Source organism: Bacillus sp. FJAT-25509 (genome assembly GCF_001420605.1).
Classification (GTDB): domain Bacteria; phylum Bacillota; class Bacilli; order Bacillales; family Bacillaceae_G; genus Gottfriedia.
In genome coordinates this window covers 315817-335154 of the sequence record NZ_LJIZ01000003.1, presented here as the reverse complement: position 1 = coordinate 335154, position 19338 = coordinate 315817, and the positions used below count along the sequence as shown (strand labels likewise).

The following is a 19338-nucleotide window of genomic DNA, read 5'->3' as shown; positions in this document are numbered from 1 at the left end:
TGTTAACATTTATACAAATACTGGAATTTCGCAATGAATAATAACCCTAATTTAACACAAAATAAATCTAATTTATTGTATGAGTTTGGAAATTAGGTGAAATGCATAATGCGTTCAAATAAACATACCCAAAGTAATCAGAATTCAAAAATTGAAATTAGTGGTGATTTGGATCGTAATGTAGAGTATGTAAAGAAATCATTAATAAATACGAGTGATTTAACGGTTAGACATTTAATGTTTCAAAATAAAAAGATTGTAGTTGTCTATATTAGTACAATTGTAGGTAGAGAAGCTCTTGAAGTCCAAATCATTCAACAAATTATTAATAATCCAAAAGATACGATTCCAAATACAGTATCAATTAATGATGTTAAAAGTTCGGATTCATTTGATGAATGTATTCTCAGTATTGTAAAAGGCTACACGCTCATTTTCACAGAATTTGAAAAAAATGTATTTATTTTAGAAACGACTTCATTTCAAAATAGATCAATTCAACAGCCTAGTAGTGAACAAACAATCAGGGGCTCCCACGACGGATTAGTAGAATGTATACTGACAAATATTAATCAAATAAGACGAAGAATCAGTAGTCCTAATCTTGTTGTTAAAACTTTATCATTAGGTGTAGAATCTGACACACGATTAGCAGTCTTATATATTGATACAATTGCAAATGAGGAGTTAGTTAAGGAAGTCCATAGAAGACTTTCATATATAAATGTTGATTATGTATATTCACCGGGTAATCTTGAGGAATTTATTGAAGATGACCCATATTCACCTTTTCCGCAAGTATTAACAACTGAGAGATCTGACCGAATAGCTGGTAATTTAATGGAAGGAAAGATTGCCATCCTAACAGATGGTAGCCCTTCAGCACTTGTTTTACCAATTACTTTTTTCACTTTTTATCAATCACCAGATGACTATAATAGCCGATGGATGGTCGCTTCATTTGCACGTATTTTAAGATTGGTTAGTTTTTTAATTTCTATATCATTGCCTGCTTTATATATTGCATTAGTTTCTTTTCACTTTGAAATTATTCCAATAGATTTAGTATTTAATGTAAAAAGTTCATTAGAAAACGTTCCATACCCACCGTTAATTGAAGCTCTAGGAATGCAAATAACGTTAGAATTGCTTAGAGAATCAGCAATACGGTTACCTAATCCAATTGCACAAACAATAGGTGTTGTAGGAGGTTTAGTTATTGGAACTGCTGTTGTACAGGCAAATTTAGTTTCAAATACGATGATTGTCGTTATTTCACTTACTGCAATTGCATCATTTGTTGTACCGGACAATGAAATGGGAACCTCTGTCCGATTGCTTGGATTTCCACTAATGTTTGCAGCATCGTTAATTGGATTAATAGGAATTGTTTTTGGACTCAGTTTTATCCTAATCCATCTATGTAAACTTGAATCGTTTGGGTCTCCATATTTTGCGCCATTTGCTCCATTTAGAAAATCAGACCTAAAAGATACAGTTGTTCGTGCGCCATCATGGAAAATGAAAAAACGACCGTTTGCACCTTTACCAAAGAATTTTAAACGAGAAAATAATTCTAGAGGATGGAAAAATGATGAAAAATGAAAAGATGCTTTCAATAACGCAATTCACATTCGTCATCATTCAAGCTCAAATTGGTGTGGGATTACTTTCACTACCTTATGTAGTCCATAAACATGCAGGGCACGACGGTTGGTTTTCAACATTAGTTGCTGGGGTAGGAGTGTTTTTACTTTTACTAATAATGTGGTTACTTGGTACGAGATTTCCAAAAGATACGATCTATGAATATACAACGAAAATAGTTGGTAAATATATTGGGACTGTAATTTCGTATCTTTATATTTTATTTTTCTTTATTGTTGCGATTTTTTGTGTGATTATCACCATTTCTGTACTTAAAAAATGGATTCTTACATTTACTCCACCTTTTGTATTAATCCTATTTATAGTTGGTACAGGGATTTATTTAGCAAAAGAAAATATGAAAGTAATCGCACGATTTTTTACTTTCGTTTGTATTTTAATTTTATTTTTGATTTTCTTTGAATTTTGTTCTTACAATAATGTAAATTACCGCTATTTATTTCCAATTGGACAGGCGGGTGTTAAAAACATCCTTCTTGGAGCACATGATGCACTAATCTCCATGATGGGATTTGAATTTATTTTAGTATTATTTCCGTATGTAAAAGGAAAGCCAAATAAAATATTAAAAGCTGGAACGATCGCAATTAGTTTTGTTAGCCTTTTATATACATTTTTTTTAATTACAAGTTATATGAGTTTTAGCAAAGTAGAAATTGAAATCATACCTGAGCCAATCTTATATTTACTAAAATCATTATCATATGAAGTGATTGAAAGATTAGACCTTGTCTTTCTATCTATTTGGGTTGTACCAATCTTAACTTCATTTGTGACCTACTTATATTTAACTAGTTTCGGAATCAGCAAACTCTTAAAGTTAAAAAGCCATAGTAAATCAACTATTTTTATAGGAATTGTCATCGCGATTATCTGTACTTTTTTACCAAATAGTGAAGAATTTATAATGAAATTTGGGACAATTCTTAATTTTACAAGTTATGTTTTTATCTTTGTATTACCTTTATTTTTATTAATTGTTTCGCTTATTAGAAAAAAGAAAGAACTCGGTAATTCATATGAAATATAAAATGGTATTGATCTCTTTAATTTGTATTTTGCCTTTAACTAGTTGTTGGGATCAAAGATTACTGAAGGAGTCTAAGCTAGTTTATAGTGCTGGATTTGATTTAGTTGAGGATAATAATATGCTAGTAACTGCAGTTATTAAAACAAATAGCCAAGGTGGAAGTGATCCTACACAAGTTAAAACAACAAATGTCATTATTACTGCTACCGGAAAAACAACAAGTGCTTCAAGAATAAAATTTACTCGAAAAGTAGCGGGAGATTATGCTACTAATAAAACAAGGGTTTTATTACTTGGAGATGAATTGTCTAAACAGGATATTTATCCTATATTCGATGTTATATATAGAGACCCAAGAAGTTCATTAGGGGCAAAAGTTATTATTACTAAGGGCCGAGCGGTAGATGTGTTAAAATTAAGCAAAGTAGAGGAAACCCTTGTAAGTGAAGAAATTTTAGATCTAATAACTAACGCAGAAAGCCATACGATGATTCCTATTGAAAATGTCCAAACGATTTGTACAATTATGTTCGACCCAGGTGAAGATATTTTTTTACCGCTAATTGAAAAAGATGATGATAAATTGATTGATATTTCTGGGGTAGCATTATTTAACGATCAAAAATATACAGGGTTTAATCTAATAGGTGATGAACCTACTATGTTACTTTTATTTAAAGATCAAATGAAGAAGTACGCAAGATTTAATTTAGAAGTTATTCCGAAAGAAAAAGATATTAGGGAACGATATATAACGATTCAAGTGAAAAAAAACAAGCCAAAAATGAAAATTAAAGTTTCAAAAGACAATAAAATAACCGTAAATTTAAATCTTAAACTGGACGTTGATACACTTGAGTACGCACATGATGATTTAGCTTCCCAAAAAGAAATTGATATGTTAAATAAAAAAATTTCAAAGGAGTTAACCATAAAAGCTGAAAAAATCATTAAAACAGTTCAAGAATCAAATTGTGATGCTTTAGGAATTGGCAGACAGTTAATTTCATTTCATCCAGATGTGTGGAAAAAACTGGATTGGAACAAAGACTACGCTAAAATTACAATTAAACCAAAAGTTGAAGTAAATATTGTCGGAACAGGTATCTTAAAATAATAAAAAACCATCCACTTGAGGATGGTTTTTAGCTTGTAGACAAAGTGGTATTTCTCTACTTGTCTACAAGTTTTTTTTATATTTTAAATTACAAAGTAATAGACGCAGAAGAAATGACAAAGTGTTCCAAGCATGATAAAAATATGAAAAATTTCATGGAAACCCCAATTTTTAAAAGATAAAAATTTAGGCTTAATTCCATAAATCACGCCACCAACTGTGTAGAAAATTCCACCTAAGATTAGTGCGAACATTCCTTTCATACTAATCGCATCAGATAAAGGTGCCGAAGCAAGTATAATGACCCATCCTAAAGCTATATAAAGGGCTGTAGATAACCATCTTGGACAACTAAACCAAATCAATTTGAACAAAACACCACAAAATGCAATAAAAGAAACAATAGAAAAGATAATCCATCCTAATGTACCTTTTAGACTAATGATACAAAAAGGAGTATATGTACCAGCGATTAAGACAAATATCATTGAATGATCCATCCGCCTTAAAAAAGCGATTATTTTATCGCTAGCTTTTGCCATATGATAGGTAGTTGAAGCTGAATAGAGAAGAATCATACTTACACCGAATGCAATAACTGCAGATGTTTGTAAGATACTTCCACCAGAAAAAGTAGATTTAAAAACCATTGCTATTAACCCAAATAGTGATAATACCGCTCCAACTAAATGTGTCATGGAATTAATAGGCTCACGCATTAAGTTCCCCATTATAATCTCCTCCAACTATGTTATGTAGTTTTGATAACTACATATAAAGTTATCACCAACGATGTTATATAGTCAAGTGTTTTAAGAACAATTTTTTTATGATAAAATTAGTCTGTAAATTTTATATAAAGAGGACGAAAAATGAAAAAGATTAATGAATTAATTGAACAAATCGATTTAGATAAAAAAATAGTATTAGATGATATTCCTAATCTTGATCTATATATGGATCAGGTAATCCAACTATTTGATAATAAATTTGCAAAATCGAATTCGAATGAAAAAGTCATGACAAAAACAATGATTAATAATTATGCTAAAGCTAAATTGCTTTTCCCAATCAAAAATAAGAAATACACAAAGAATCATATCATTTTAATCAGTTTAATTTATCATTTAAAAGGTGCACTTTCGATTAATGATATAAAAGAAACTTTAAATGGACTAAATCAAAGAATCCTTGAAAACAATGAAATAAATATTGATGATATTTATTCAAGTTTTTTACATTTAAATGAACTAAACCTCGAAAAGTTTAAAACTGATCTTCAACAATCTGGTGAAACAGTAAACAAAGAAATTAATCAGTTAGATGATGAAAGTAAAGAATATATTGAACAATTGCTCTTAATTACTTCTTTCGTTAATATGAGTAATTTATATAAAAATGCAGCTGAAAAATTAGTAATGGAAATGATTGAGAAGCAGAAATAAAATTAATCTTTGAACGTTGTCGATGAGTGAGGGGCTGTTTCATTTGTACGGTCAAATGATATAAATTGGCCCCTCTGATGTTTAATAGATTGTATGAGGTAGGTATTAAGGGATGATTGATTGACCTTCTCTCTTCCTTACAAGTTATTAGCTGATTGCGATTCTCAGGAATTTAATTGCGGTTTTGCTAGTTTTAATTGCTATTCTCTAATTTTAATTGAAGATTTGATATTTTTAAAATTCGATTTTCAGATTTTATTTGCATAAATAGACTCATCTATTTGCAGTTCTCGGGGACATATTAATAGTGCATCCTTAAATAATTTTAAATTCTTGCTCTTTCATTCTCATAACAGTCCATTTTTCTTATTTAAGTCTATAATAGTATTTAAATATGACTAAGAAGAAATTAGTGGCAAAGGGTGATTTAAATTGCATTCAACTGAAAAATTATATTGGACTTTAATTGAACATAAAGACTGGAAGATTCATATTTCTGCAACAATAAAAGGGCTATGTTTCGTAGGCTCACAGTGTGGAACCATTCAAGAATTACTTTTATTTAAGGATAAATACTTTCCTGGACTTGAAATGGAAGAAGATGCAACAATATTAGAAGATTATAAAAAAGAGATTATTGAATTTTTAGAGGGCGAGCGGACTAATTTTAATAGTAGTCTTGATTTTCGTGGTACTGATTTTCAAAATTCAGTTTGGAATGCACTATGCTCGATTGATTATGGAGAAACTAAAACTTATTCCGACATTGCGATTCACTTAAATAAGCCAAAATCTGTTCGAGCAGTTGCGAGAGCAATAGGTGCAAATCCAATATTGATCATAATTCCTTGTCACCGAGTAATTGGAAAGAATGGATCATTAACTGGCTATCGTGGTGGATTAGATATGAAGAAAATTCTTTTAAAAATTGAAACTAGAAACTAAAGATGAAGATATTAATTAGGAGGTGTTTGGATGAAAAGTGAAATAGTTTATAAAAATCCAAAAACCATTCTAAATAAAGGTACAGGTTATCTATCTGGATATACTCACTCTTTAAATCCATATACTGGTTGCACATTTGCCTGTTCATATTGCTATGTAAGACAAATGCCTGTTTCACTTTTTCGGAAAAAAGAATGGGGTAGTTGGGTTGATATTAAACAAAGTGCACCTACAATACTAGAGAAAGAATTGAAAAGGGCAAAAAGTAAAGATAAAGTGACCATTTTTATGTCATCTAGCACAGATCCATATCAACCGATTGAATTTAAAGAAAGATTGACTAGAAGTTTATTAGAAGTCATGGTTCATGATCAGCCTGATTTTTTATTTGTTCAAACTCGGAGTCCGCTAGTAAAAAGAGATATCGATCTTTTAAAGAAATTTAAAGAGAAAGTACGTGTAAGCATGACGATTGAAACCGACTTGGATGAAATAAGAAATGCTTTCTCACCAATTGCACCTCCTATTAATGCTCGACTTAAAACGTTAAAAGACCTTGTAGAAGCGGGTATACCAGCCCAAGCTACAATTGCTCCTATTTTGCCTAGTAGCGAGGATTTCCCAAAAAAGCTATCGGAAATTGTCGATAGAATCTGTATCGATGATTTTTTCATGGGTGATGGAAGCGGAGGGAAACGAACAGGGCGTCTTGGTATTGAAAAAAAATATACCGAACTAGGTTTAGAAGAATGGTATGGCCCAGAAGCTTATCAATTAGTTTATCAACGGTTTAAAAAATATTTTTCAGATGACCAGCTTTTCATTAGTCAAAAAGGTTTCGAACCATAAACAAAAAATTAAAAAACATCAATTCATAAAAAACGATAGAAAATTATGGTATTTTTATAGTAGAACGTTTTTTGTGAATAGAGAGATAAAAGATGGTAGAAGTAAAAACAATGGAAAGTAATTCAGATATTTTGAAAACGTTTCAAACAGTAAGTCAATTACGCCCTCATTTAAGTGAAGATGAATTTGTTAACACGATTAAAAGATAAATCAACACAAATAATTATCATCTTGTGGCTGTGATCGAAAATGAAGAAGTAACAGCCGTTGCAGGTTATCGTATAACAGAATCATTAGCATGGGGAAAATATTTTTATGTTGATGATTTAATAACAAGTGAAAATCATCGAAAAAAAGGCTATGCACAACTTTTGTGGAATTGGTTAATAAAAGAAGCAAAACAAAATAATTGTGAACAATTCCATTTAGATTCAGGGGTACAACGTTAAGATGCTCATAGGTTTTATCTTAAAAATAGGTTGAATATTACTTGTCACCATTTTCAATTGAATTTTTAAATAATCATTGTGATCGAATTGATACGAGGCTGTGAAAACAGTCTTTTTTTTGTTCGTAAGTTTAAAACCACTGTAAAAATATGTATTAAAACGCTAGAGTTGTAAACCAATAAAAAAACAGATTTTACTAAATTTGATTTCAGAAATAGATTAAAGGAATGATATACTATTTTCAAATAGATACAGGAGGCTTTTAGTAAATGAAAGAAAAGAATTCAAAACGGCTAGCCAATATTTCACTAATAGTGGCAACTTGTGGTTTCGCTGCAACAATACCGTTTCAATCTAAATTATTTCAAATCCTTTCTGGTGGATTTGAGGCAGCTTTAGTAGGGGGTCTTGCGGATTGGTTTGCTGTCACTGCAATGTTTCGTCATCCTCTTGGCATACCGATCCCACATACAGCTTTATTGCCTAAAAATAGAAAGAAGATTACTGAGGGGATTTTAACTACACTTAATAATCAATGGTTAAGTAAGGAAAGTTTAATTGAAAAGGTAGAAGAACGTGATTGGATTAATCAAGGTATAAATTCTTTTGAAAAAATGCTTGAAAATGAAGAATCAAGAAATAAAATGGTTTATTCAATCAAGCAATTTGGTGCATCTATTGAGGATGATACAATCAAAAACTATTTATTAAAAACTTTCAAGCCGACAATTGAGTCCATTTCATCTCAGAACTTATTAAGTAAGGCTGTCGATACGGTTATTGAAAAAGAATGGGATGCAAAGACCTATGAATTTTTAATTAATAAAATCGAAGAAACTGTTAGCTTACCACATATTAAGGAATTAATCGGCAAAGAGGTAATTCAGTTTATCGAGCGAAAGTTTTTTATGATTAAAGCTTTTCTCCCAATGATTGGAGAAGAGAAAATAACAGAATTTATACATAGTGGATTAATCGATTTACTATCGGAATTAAAACACCCGAATAGTGACAGGAGGAATTTCATTTTATCGTTTATTCGATTGGAAGCAGAAAAAAATAAATCGAATGAAAATATTATTCGTCAATTAGATGAATGGAAAAATAAAGGCTATGAATATATTGTAGATCAAGCCATTAAAATGTTTAGAACAAAAATTAATGATGAAGAGTTTATTTTTAATGCGATCCAAAAAATAATCAGCTTCATTAAAAATTCTAATTGGATTGATACTGTTGAGCAAAGTTTTAAGAAACTATTAACGAATACAGTTGAAAAATATCATCATAAAATTAGTGATTTAGTAAGATACAATATTGAAAAATTATCTACTGAAGAAATAACTGATCTATTGGAGAATAAAATTGGTAAGGATATTACTTGGATTCGTGTCAATGGAGCTGTTTGTGGATTTATTATTGGTTTAGTTCTGACAAGTCTAAGATTAATTTTTACATAATATTTAAACATACTTCCTACAAAAGCCTTAATTAACGTAAAAAGTTAATTAAGGTTTTTTTACATTATGAAAGGATAAATTGGCAGCAGGGAAGAAAAAACGACGTAGTTTCCAACTTTTGGAATTAATTATAAGTGCAACTACTTTTCTGTCTTCGCCTGAAGTGTCGCCAATAAATTAAAAAAATCCAATAAATAGAAACATAAGCATTTTATTGGAAAGAAAAATTTTTTTCATGTATTATAGGTTTGGGTAAAAAATATTTTCCGAATGAATAATTGGAATGAATTATTTGAACTAACTATAGCTCTAAATAAAAATTAAAGATCGTTTGAAAATATATTTTTTATTAACAACTATTTAAAAGCTCGACTAAGAGGAGGTTAAGTTAATGGATTCTATGTCATTTGTTTTGTTCGGAGCCACAGGCGATTTAGCAAAACGAAAAATCTTTCCTGCTTTATATAATTTATATATTGACCAAAAGATGCCTGAGTCTTTTTCAATCATTGGGATTGGTAGAAAAGATTTTTCAAATGACGAATTTCAGAATCAAGTAATGCAATCACTAATTACTTTTTCAAGAAGTTCTTTAGAAGATCAAAAAATGGTCCAAGAATTTCTAGATTCAATTCGTTATCAACAGCTAGATATCACGAATAAAGAAGGATTCGTTGATTTATTAGATTTAGTTAAAGAAAGAGAACAAGAATTACAGATTCCTGAAAACAGATTATTTTATTTATCAGTAGCACCAGAATTTTTTGAAGTTATTGCATCAAATATTAAAGAAAGTGGACTAGGTACGACAAAAGGTTGGAAGCGTCTAATCATTGAAAAACCTTTTGGACGTGACTTAAAGACTGCTAGAGATTTAAATGAAAAATTAAGTAAGTCTTTTAAAGAAGATGAGATCTTCCGAATTGATCATTACTTAGGTAAACCAATGGTTCAAAACTTAGAAGCTTTAGAGTTTGCTAATCCAGTTTTACAAGCATTATGGAACAATCAATATATCGCAAATGTTCAAATTACGGCAAGTGAAACAGTCGGCGTTGAAGAACGAGCGGGTTATTACGATAAATCTGGAGCTATCCGAGATATGTTCCAAAATCATATGTTACAAATGCTAATGATGTCAGCTATGCATTTAACTAACCAAAATTCTGCAAGTGATGTTAGAGCTGAGAAGAAAAAGGTTCTTGAATCTCTTCGACCATTATCAAAAGAAGAAGTAGTTTCTCATGTTATTCGAGGTCAATATGGTTCTGGTGAACAAAATGGTAAGAAAGTAGTTGCATATAGACAAGAACCAGGAATTGAGTTTTCATCACAAAATGATACTTATGTAGCAGCTAGAGTTTTAATCGAAAATGATTTTTGGAAGGGAATTCCATTCTATATCCGTACAGGTAAAAGAATGAAAGAAAAATCGACTCGAATCGTATTTGAATTTAAAAGCCCGATTCAAAACCTTTCAACAAAGAACAGTACAAATAATGGACCAAATTTATTGGTTATTGAAATTAATCCTAATGAAAGAGTTTCTTTCTATTTAAATAGCAAAAACGTAGATGGCAATATTGAACCTGTACAAGCTGAGTATTTCGCAAATAAAGAAGATCGTCCAGAAGCGTATGAGTTATTAGTATACGATGCTTTACGAGGCGATTCGAAATTTTTTGCTCATTGGAATGAAGTAGAATTGTCATGGCAATGGGTTCAACCAATTTTAGAAGCATTTGAAGAAAATTTAGTACCACTTCACACTTATAAATCCGGTTCATTTGGTCCAGAAGCTGCTGATCAATTATTAGCAGAAGATGGTTTCAAATGGTGGTTAGATACAGAATTTGTACAAGAAAATGAAAACAACAAAACAGATCTAAAAAGGAGTATTTAAATTATGAGTTCGATTTCTACATTATCAATTAATACAATCCGTACACTTTCTATTGATGCTATAAATAAGGCTAATTCTGGTCATCCTGGTTTACCGATGGGTGCAGCGCCAATGGCATATGCATTATGGGCAGATCATTTAAAGCATAATCCAAAAAGTTCAAAATGGTTTGACCGTGACCGTTTTGTTTTATCAGCTGGTCATGGTTCAAGTATGTTATATAGTTTACTACACCTTGCAGGCTACGATGTTTCAATCGAAGACCTTAAAGATTTCCGTAAACTAAATAGTAAAACACCTGGACATCCTGAATTTGGCCACACTGATGGTGTTGAAGCTACGACTGGCCCATTAGGTCAAGGTATTGCTACTGCTGTTGGTATGGCAATGGCTGAAGCTCATTTAGCAGGTAAATTTAACAAAGATAACCTTTCTATTATTGATCACTTTACTTATGCATTAGTAGGTGATGGCGATTTAATGGAAGGTGTTGCATACGAAGCTATGTCACTTGCTGGCCATATGAAACTTGGAAAGTTAGTTGTATTATACGATTCAAACGATATTTCATTAGATGGAACATTAAATCTTTCTTATTCAGAAGATATGAAAAAGAGAGCTGAATCATTTAACTGGCAATATTTAAGAGTTGAAGATGGAAACGATCATGTAGAAATTTCTAAAGCGATCGAATTAGCTAAACAAAATACAGACCAACCGACAATTATTGAAGTTAGAACAATTATTGGATACGGAAGTCCAAAAGTGGCTGGTACTAATAAAGCCCATGGTAATCCACTAGGTCTTGAAGAAGCAAAAGAAACGAAAAAAGCATATGCTTGGAACTACGAAGAAGATTTCTTTGTGCCAGAAGAAGTTAAGTTACATTTCAAAGATATACAAGAAAAAGGCAGTGAAAAAGAAGCTGAGTGGAACCAATTATTTAATGCTTACCGTGAAGCTTTCCCAGAATTAGCAGCTCAGCTTGAAAAAGCAATTAAAGGTGAAGTTTTAATCGAAACTGAAGAATTATTAACTTTTGACGAAAATAAAACAATTTCTACACGTGTTGCAAGTGGAGAAGCGATTAATCACTACATTAAAACAGTTCCTGAAATTTTCGGTGGAAGCGCAGATTTATCTCATTCAACAATGACAGATATTAAAGATGAAAGTAAATTTGCTGTAGAATCATTTGCTGGACGTAATATTTATTTTGGTGTACGTGAGCATGCTATGGGTGCTGCTGCAAATGGTATGGCATTACATGGTGGAGTTAAGCCTTTCGTAAGTACATTCTTCGTATTTAATGATTATTTACGTCCATCAATTCGATTAGCAGCATTACAAAAATTACCAGTAACATATGTATTCACACATGACTCAATTGCAGTAGGTGAAGACGGTCCTACACATGAGCCAGTTGAACATTTAGCTGCTTTACGTGCGATCCCTGGTTTAACAGTTATTCGTCCATCAGACGCAAATGAAACAGCTAACGCTTGGGCATATGCGTTACAAAATACAAATGGACCAATCGCTTTAGTATTAAGTCGTCAAAATTTACCAGTATTTGAAGAAACAGCATCTAGAATAGATAATCTTTCAAAAGGTGGATATGTTTTAACTGAAACGAACGATCAACCAGACTTAATTTTAATCGCTACTGGTTCAGAAGTATCGCTTGCAGTGAACAGTAAAAATGAGTTAGAAAAAGAAAACTTATCTGTTCGTGTAGTAGCAATGCCAAGTTGGGAATTATTTGATAAGCAATCAGATGAATATAAAGAGTCTGTTTTACCATCACATATATTAAACCGTGTTTCAATTGAAATGGGGATTTCACTTGGATGGGAACGCTTTGTTGGTTTCAAAGGTAAAAAAATCTCAATTGAGACTTTTGGAGCATCTGGAACAGGTAATGAAGTAATGGAATTATTTGGTTTTAGTACTGAAAATGTAGTAAACGTAAGTAAAACTTTATTAAATTCTTGATTAAATAATATTTAATTTATTTTTTTATCATAAAAATTTTTTCTTAGAGAAAAACATTAATATGTAGATAATATGGGAGGATAACGTAATGAAAGTTGGTTTAATTGGATTAGGAAAAATGGGACTAAACTTAGGTCAAAATTTAATGGATCATAATCACGAAGTAGTAGCATTTGATTTAAATACTGCTGCAGTTGAAGAAATGAAAGGCTTAGGTGCTATTGGTACTTCAAGCTTAGAAGAATTAGTTAAAAATCTTGATACTCCAAGAGTTCTTTGGATTATGGTACCACATGGTGTAGTAGATTCTGTTATTAGTGAAGTAAAACCATTCTTATCAGAAGGGGATATTATCATTGAAGCAGGAAACTCACATTATAAAGAGTCTATTAGACGTTATGATGAATTAAAAGAACATGGTATCCGCTTCATGGATGCTGGTACTTCAGGCGGTATGGAAGGCGCTCGTAATGGTGCTTGTTATATGGTTGGTGGAGACCAAGAAGCTTGGGAAATCGTTGAACCAATCTTTAAAGATACTTCAGTTGAAAATGGTTTCCTATACGCTGGAAAAATTGGTAGTGGACATTTCCTAAAAATGGTTCATAATGGAATCGAATATGGTATGATGGCTGCAATTGGTGAAGGATTTGAAGTATTAGAAAAAAGTGACTTTGATTATGATTATGAAAAAGTTGCGAAAGTATGGAATAATGGTTCTGTAATTCGTTCTTGGTTAATGGAATTAACTGAAAATGCATTCTCAAAAGATGCTAAGCTTGATGAAATTAGAGGCGTAATGCATTCATCTGGTGAAGGAAAATGGACAATTGAAACAGCTCTAGACCTTCAAGCTGCTACACCAGTTATTGCAATGTCATTATTAATGCGTTACCGTTCATTAGATAACGACACGTTCACTGGTAAAGTTGTTGCGGCTCTTCGTAATGAATTTGGTGGACATGCAGTTGAAAAGAAATAAATAAAGTATAAAATAGGAAATATCCCTAAAAAATGGAGGAATTTAAAAATGAAATTTTTTATTGACACAGCTAATGTAGAAGACATCCAAAAAGCTTATAAAATGGGCGTATTATCTGGAGTAACAACAAATCCATCTTTAGTAGCTAAAGAAGGCGTTAAATTCGAAGACCGTATTGAAGAAATTTTAAAATTAGTTCCTGAAGTAGAATCAGTTTCTGCAGAAGTAACGCCAAACGCTGTTTCTGCTGAAGAAATGATCGCTGAAGCGGACGAGCTAATTAAAATAAACGGTGGAGATAAAAATATTACAATTAAATTACCAATGACACTTGCTGGTTTAGAAGCTTGCCGCTACTTAACGAAAAAAGGTGTTAAAACAAACGTAACATTAATCTTTACCGTTAACCAAGCATTATTAGCAGCTAGAGCCGGTGCTACTTATGTATCTCCATTCTTAGGTCGTTTAGACGATATTTCTGAAGATGGCGTATTATTAGTTGCTAAAATTGCTGAATTATTCAAAGTTCATAATATGGATGCTCAAATTATTGCTGCGTCAGTTCGTCACCCAGACCATGTTACTCGTGTAGCATTAGCTGGAGCTCATATCGCAACAATTCCTTACAGTGTTATTGAGCAATTATCTAAACACCCATTAACAGATCAAGGTATTGAAAAATTTGCTGCTGACTGGGCAAAAACTTCATTATAATTTGTAAGAAACTTTAAATTAAATAAGTATAAAGCCCCCATCTTCATTGAAACCTAGGTTTGTAGCTATGAAATGGGGGTATTTACATAAAAACAAGGAATAGAGGAGGAAATAGGAATGAATTCGAATCAGAAATTTGTTGGTTATGTAGGTACATATACAAAAAGTGAAAGTAAAGGTATTTATCAATTTACGCTTGATACAGAAAAACAAAGAATAACTGATGTTAAAGCGGTTGCTGAACTAGGAAATCCTACTTATTTAACAATTAGTGAAGACAATAAGAATCTATATGCTGTTGCAAAAGAAGGAAACTTAGGTGGAATTGCTGTTTATGTGATTGATGAAAACAGTGGTGAGCTTAAAAAATTAAATGAACAGCTTAATGAAGGCGCTTCACCTTGTCATATTAGCATTGATACAGGAAAGCAAAATATTGTTACAGCAAATTATCATAAAGGTACAATCGAATTATATAAAATTAATCAAGAAAATGGTTTTGCTAGTGAGGTTAAATCAATTATGCAACATGAAGGTACTGGTCCAAATAAAGAGCGCCAAGAAAAACCTCATGCCCATTATTCTGGCTATACACTAAATGAAAAATATGTAGTTGCAATTGATTTAGGAATCGATCAATTAATTACATATAAAATCGAAAATAATTCTTTAATTGAAGTAAGCAGTCTTTCTGTTAAACCTGGAAGTGGGCCACGCCATATCACATTCCATCCAAATGGAAAGTTCGCTTATATAATGACTGAACTTAGTTCAGAAGTAATTGCTCTTCAATTAAATGAGGACGGAAGCTTTACAGATTTACAGTACATTTCTACAATTCCTAGTGATTTTACTGAAAACAATCAAGGTAGCGCCATCCATATTTCAAAAGACGGTCAATTCGTCTACGCAGGAAATCGTGGTCATAACAGTATCGCAGTATTTAGTGTAAATCAAGATACTGGTAAGCTTGAATTAGTGGAAATCACTTCAAGTGAAGGTAATTGGCCAAGAGATTTCGTTTTAGATCCATCTGAGAACTATTTAGTTGGTTCAAATGAAATGTCAGGGAATTTAGTTTTATATACAAGAAATAAAACGACTGGAAAATTAACAGTGATTCAATCAGACGTACAAGTACCAGAAGCAGTATGTGTGAAATTTTTAAACGCATAATCTAAATTAGGAGACTTTTAAGATGGATTTTAAAATAACTGATGCAGCTAAAGAAATACTTGGTGCAGTAGATCAAAATAAAATACTTCAATTAGAATTTGACCGTGGGAGCTGTGATGTCGTTAATAATATTTATGAGATAAAAGTTATTGATAAAAGAGAATGTGGTCCTAATGAAAAAATGATAATTGGAGACCAATTTGAATTTATGGTAAATAAAAATTTTGAAGATGTATATGAAGACCAACTAGTAATTGATTATGTTGATGGATCATTTGTTTTCAAAAATCGGAATCAAATTTTTAATAATCGAATCGGATTAACTTATATTAAGTAGGTTTAAGATTAAATAAGGATCTTGAATGATTACAAAAGAAGAATATTTTTTGAGATGCGATTCTTTGATGGATTAGCGTCTCTTTTTAATGATTATGTCTATTTTAGAATCAAAAAAAAAGAGAGGGGGTAATTGCAAATACAAATGTTGGTGTAATGGTTGGGAGTCGAACCCATTCCTGCCAATTTAAATTGGTTGTTCTACCGTTAAACTACCCTTACATATAAAAATCAACTCTTTAACATTAATTCTTATGGCTTACATCATTTTTTTTAATACAATTAGCAAATTACATTGTTCTCATTCCTTTCTCTTAATTTATTGTTTTAAAAGTGAAAAGTATTCGCTTCTATTCTTTTTTAAGTCGATTTGCTTGAATCTGTTTGGTCATCCAGTGTTTATCTGTCTGAACATGATTTTCTCGAACAAACTTTGCAACCGAATGTTTAAAATCATTGTATTGAAATCCATCAGTTAATCGTATAACGTATCCTTCTTGTTCTCCGCCTAAATTAGACTTCTTTGTATAGCAAGCTTTTATAGCTTCTTCATTAAATACATCCTTGTATAAAACCGGTGCTGTTTTTAGTCCTAATAATTCGGACCATATAATGGTATCTTCCCAGGATAGACACTTATTTTGTTCGTCCCATATCGAAAAGACATAAAAATAACTTTCTAGTTCCTCATAAAGGATCGAATGCATTGCAAATACATTTTCCCCACAAACTCGCCAATTTTCAGGGATTTGATAACCAATCGTAGCTTGTAGCATTTTAACCCAATGCCTGGACGGATGGTCTTGGCTATCAGTTGACCTTGCATGAATCGAATCTCGATAAATCGAGCAATTTTCACCATCTATTTTTTCCGTTACAACAACTTCTTTTCCAATAAAATTGTCAACATTATGAAGTGTTTTATCATCAAAAGTTTTAGATTCTGACCAAGGTAAGTGAAATGTCTTTGGATACTTAATTTTCATATTCTAATACCTCACTTCGCAAACGTATCTGCTTCACGAAAGAAATAAAGTTTTGCGAGTAATTCATCCCCAAGTAAATGATAAATTTCAGTCGCTCCGACGTTCCCACCGTAGTTAATTAACATGTGCATTTCGATGATCCCAACAACAGCTTGAATCATCTCATCTTCAAAACCTAGCTCTGTTAAAAAATGAAATGCAATTTGTGAAGAAACTTTTTCATGACCAAAGTAAGAATAATACCCTTTGGTAACTTTATACGTCTTACAAAATACCTTCCCAACATCATGAAACAGGGCCGCCATTTGCAGAAGGAGTTTATCTTTCTCTTCGTACATTTCATTAATGTACTCAATGAGTCCGTATGTGTGTTGACATAACGTCATTGAATGAAATGGATTCTCTTGGTCAAAACCCTTCATTTCTTTAAAAAACGGTACAGTTTTGAGCTTTTCGAATAACTCTTCGTACGAAACTTCACTTACTAATAGATTTGTTAATTCTTCTTTCGTCATTTCATAAGAAAATGGCTCATGAATTGTGTGGATGACATCCCATCCTTCATTCTTTAAAGGAAAATCTAGGTTCTTCCTCATCTTAACAAGTATTCGATCTTCTACTACTCGTTTTCTCTTGTTATTACGATCTACACAAACCTCATACGGCACATCCATGTAATAACACTCTTTGTGAACGTTAACAAATTTATTTAATGCTTTCATTCGTCTTTCACGTTCAATATTTGTTGCATCAATGAGAACACTTTTCCCTTCAGCAAGTAAACGATTGGCTCTTTTGTATAATTCCATATACAAAAGATTCGTTCTTTTTTGCTTATTCATATTAAAGAATAGTGTTTGACGTAACTCATCGGTGGATAAAATAATAGCTTTTTCTTTTTTGGCGATTTGTTTAGCCATTTCACTTTTTCCACTACCAGGAATTCCAATCATATAAATCAATTTTTGCATTTTACTTCCTCCCTTTTCAAAAAGGCAGAACAGTAAGGTATTACGATTTGATGGAGCGAAAGTTCAAATTGAACACTTCCGCACTTTATATTATATATTCAAATGAAAGCTGCTGATAGTAAAATTTCCATTAATTTGAACGAATTACCATATTTCGAGATGAGGTATTTGTAACAAAATTTGTTGGTTAGTTTTTTATATGAACAGAAGAGTGGAATAAATATAGTTAGAAGAAAAAATAACCCAATTGACGGAAAATTATGTATATTGGATAATTAAGAACAATAGAAGCAAAAAAAAGTCAATGGAGGTCGACTGTTTTCAATCAGAAAATAAAATACAAACTATTGCTTTTGTTGAGTTTTGTCTCCATCAATTGCAATATTCTTAAGCCTACTATTTAAATGAATGGAAACAATAAAAAAAATATCATATCAACAATCCATTCAGTATCCAATGGGGTAAATACTACTGATATTATTAAAACTTTTGATTTTGGAAATGATCGATATGTTGCCTATTTGCAAAACGATACTCCGTCATACATTCACTTTAAAAAAGACAAAATAGGAAACTATAGATTTCTAAATGCTGAATATGAATCGAACTATGAAGGTGACAGTAATAATGAAAATACAGTAAATTCAAACTTACAAGACTTTGCTTTGCCTATCAAATATAAAGATGACAAGCTTTTACCATTGAAAATACTAGTCATTTCAAATCATTATAATACTGTCTCTAAATTGAGTGTTTGCCTTGTGAATGCTACTGGAAGCACTGAAAAAGTTGAGATAAAAGTTGGTAGACCGAGCGCTAAAATCATTACTTTGTACAAAGCATCAAATGCATTTAGTATAGAAAATCGGTATTATGATGAACATGGAAAACAGATTGATTAATTAATAGATTAGGAACGATGAAAGGAGTAGATTATTATTTCTTATAACCAATTATTAGTAGAAATCTATTGTTTACATAGTAGTAAAAATGAAGAAAGTTCAATAATTCCAGGATTTAGTAAACAAGTTAAAAAACCAGGTTTTCATTGTATCGAAAATATTGTCAACATAAGGCTTAACATATGTTCCAAATGAGATTGCCTAAACAGATGAATTGGGTCTAGTTGCGCATGTTGATTCGCATATAGGTTTTGGCGGTGAGATGGAGCCAGAACATGCTAGTGAAGAAAAAGTTAATGATCTTAAAACAATGTGAAGTGAGATTTGTAAAAAGAAAATAGATAAAGCATACGAAGAATATATGGTAAAGAGTGGACTTAAAAGTAAGTAACTCTTCCACTCAAAAACTT

General features: G+C 31.5%; 18 protein-coding genes. 15 read left to right on the top strand and 3 right to left on the bottom strand.

Going from position 1 to position 19338, the window contains the following annotated elements; all coding sequences use genetic code 11:
• The first annotated feature begins 108 nt into the window (after positions 1 to 108).
• From AN960_RS01945 to AN960_RS01935, 3 genes are read left to right on the top strand one after another with little or no spacing between them, the layout of a single operon-like run.
• Positions 109 to 1605 carry a spore germination protein gene (locus AN960_RS01945; protein ID WP_082459320.1) on the top strand — a complete coding sequence of 499 codons (1497 nt, stop codon included), beginning with the start codon at positions 109 to 111 and terminating at the stop codon, positions 1603 to 1605.
• Entirely contained in the window at positions 1595 to 2698 is a 1104-nt protein-coding gene (locus AN960_RS01940) for a GerAB/ArcD/ProY family transporter (protein ID WP_056465995.1), read from the top strand. Before AN960_RS01945 ends, AN960_RS01940 begins: the two co-directional genes overlap by 11 nt.
• Positions 2688 to 3815 carry a Ger(x)C family spore germination protein gene (locus tag AN960_RS01935; RefSeq protein ID WP_056465992.1) on the top strand — a complete coding sequence of 376 codons (1128 nt, stop codon included), beginning with the start codon at positions 2688 to 2690 and terminating at the stop codon, positions 3813 to 3815. The genes AN960_RS01940 and AN960_RS01935 overlap by 11 nt, the downstream gene beginning before the upstream one ends.
• A gap of 83 nt (positions 3816 to 3898) precedes the next feature.
• On the opposite strand, the gene trhA is transcribed toward AN960_RS01935, so the two are convergent.
• Positions 3899 to 4546: a PAQR family membrane homeostasis protein TrhA gene (gene trhA / locus AN960_RS01930; RefSeq protein WP_056465989.1), complete on the bottom strand. Its 648-nt coding sequence runs from the start codon at positions 4544 to 4546 to the stop codon at positions 3899 to 3901.
• A gap of 141 nt (positions 4547 to 4687) precedes the next feature.
• On the opposite strand from trhA, the gene AN960_RS01925 reads away from it, so the two are divergent.
• The 11 genes from AN960_RS01925 (at position 4688) to AN960_RS01875 (ending at position 16070) form a co-directional block, all read left to right on the top strand.
• Complete coding sequence (locus tag AN960_RS01925) at positions 4688 to 5260, top strand: DUF1836 domain-containing protein (RefSeq protein ID WP_056465986.1); 573 nt, start codon at positions 4688 to 4690, stop codon at positions 5258 to 5260.
• 432 nt (positions 5261 to 5692) lie between these two features.
• A complete protein-coding gene (locus tag AN960_RS01920; protein WP_056465984.1) occupies positions 5693 to 6205 on the top strand; it encodes a methylated-DNA--[protein]-cysteine S-methyltransferase in 513 nt (170 codons plus the stop codon).
• A gap of 30 nt (positions 6206 to 6235) precedes the next feature.
• Positions 6236 to 7054 (top strand): SPL family radical SAM protein, encoded by an 819-nt coding sequence (locus AN960_RS01915; RefSeq protein ID WP_056465981.1) that lies wholly within the window; start codon positions 6236 to 6238, stop codon positions 7052 to 7054.
• Between the two features lie 209 nt (positions 7055 to 7263).
• Positions 7264 to 7503, top strand: a complete 240-nt coding sequence (locus AN960_RS01910) for a GNAT family N-acetyltransferase (RefSeq protein ID WP_082459318.1) — start codon at positions 7264 to 7266, stop codon at positions 7501 to 7503.
• A 269-nt stretch (positions 7504 to 7772) separates the two neighbouring features.
• Complete coding sequence (locus tag AN960_RS01905) at positions 7773 to 8963, top strand: DUF445 domain-containing protein (protein WP_056465978.1); 1191 nt, start codon at positions 7773 to 7775, stop codon at positions 8961 to 8963.
• 391 nt (positions 8964 to 9354) lie between these two features.
• Positions 9355 to 10866: a glucose-6-phosphate dehydrogenase gene (zwf, locus tag AN960_RS01900; protein WP_056465975.1), complete on the top strand. Its 1512-nt coding sequence runs from the start codon at positions 9355 to 9357 to the stop codon at positions 10864 to 10866.
• Positions 10867 to 12861, top strand: coding sequence for a transketolase (gene tkt, locus AN960_RS01895; protein WP_156339588.1), 1995 nt, complete (start codon positions 10867 to 10869; stop codon positions 12859 to 12861).
• A gap of 88 nt (positions 12862 to 12949) precedes the next feature.
• Entirely contained in the window at positions 12950 to 13843 is an 894-nt protein-coding gene (gene gnd, locus AN960_RS01890) for a phosphogluconate dehydrogenase (NAD(+)-dependent, decarboxylating) (protein ID WP_056465970.1), read from the top strand.
• A 48-nt stretch (positions 13844 to 13891) separates the two neighbouring features.
• Entirely contained in the window at positions 13892 to 14557 is a 666-nt protein-coding gene (gene fsa / locus AN960_RS01885) for a fructose-6-phosphate aldolase (protein WP_056465967.1), read from the top strand.
• Between the two features lie 117 nt (positions 14558 to 14674).
• The gene (locus AN960_RS01880) at positions 14675 to 15733 is read left to right on the top strand and encodes a lactonase family protein (protein ID WP_056465964.1); all 1059 of its coding nucleotides are present in this window, start codon (positions 14675 to 14677) and stop codon (positions 15731 to 15733) included.
• Between the two features lie 22 nt (positions 15734 to 15755).
• Positions 15756 to 16070, top strand: coding sequence for an iron-sulfur cluster biosynthesis family protein (locus tag AN960_RS01875; protein ID WP_056465961.1), 315 nt, complete (start codon positions 15756 to 15758; stop codon positions 16068 to 16070).
• Between the two features lie 349 nt (positions 16071 to 16419).
• On the opposite strand, the gene AN960_RS01865 is transcribed toward AN960_RS01875, so the two are convergent.
• A complete protein-coding gene (locus AN960_RS01865; protein WP_056465958.1) occupies positions 16420 to 17055 on the bottom strand; it encodes an RNA ligase family protein in 636 nt (211 codons plus the stop codon).
• An 11-nt stretch (positions 17056 to 17066) separates the two neighbouring features.
• The gene (locus tag AN960_RS01860) at positions 17067 to 18026 is read right to left on the bottom strand and encodes an AAA family ATPase (protein WP_056465955.1); all 960 of its coding nucleotides are present in this window, start codon (positions 18024 to 18026) and stop codon (positions 17067 to 17069) included.
• A 404-nt stretch (positions 18027 to 18430) separates the two neighbouring features.
• Here AN960_RS01860 and AN960_RS01855 point away from each other — a divergent pair, with 404 nt between their 5' ends.
• Complete coding sequence (locus tag AN960_RS01855) at positions 18431 to 18928, top strand: hypothetical protein (protein WP_056465952.1); 498 nt, start codon at positions 18431 to 18433, stop codon at positions 18926 to 18928.
• Positions 18929 to 19338: the final 410 nt, after the last annotated feature.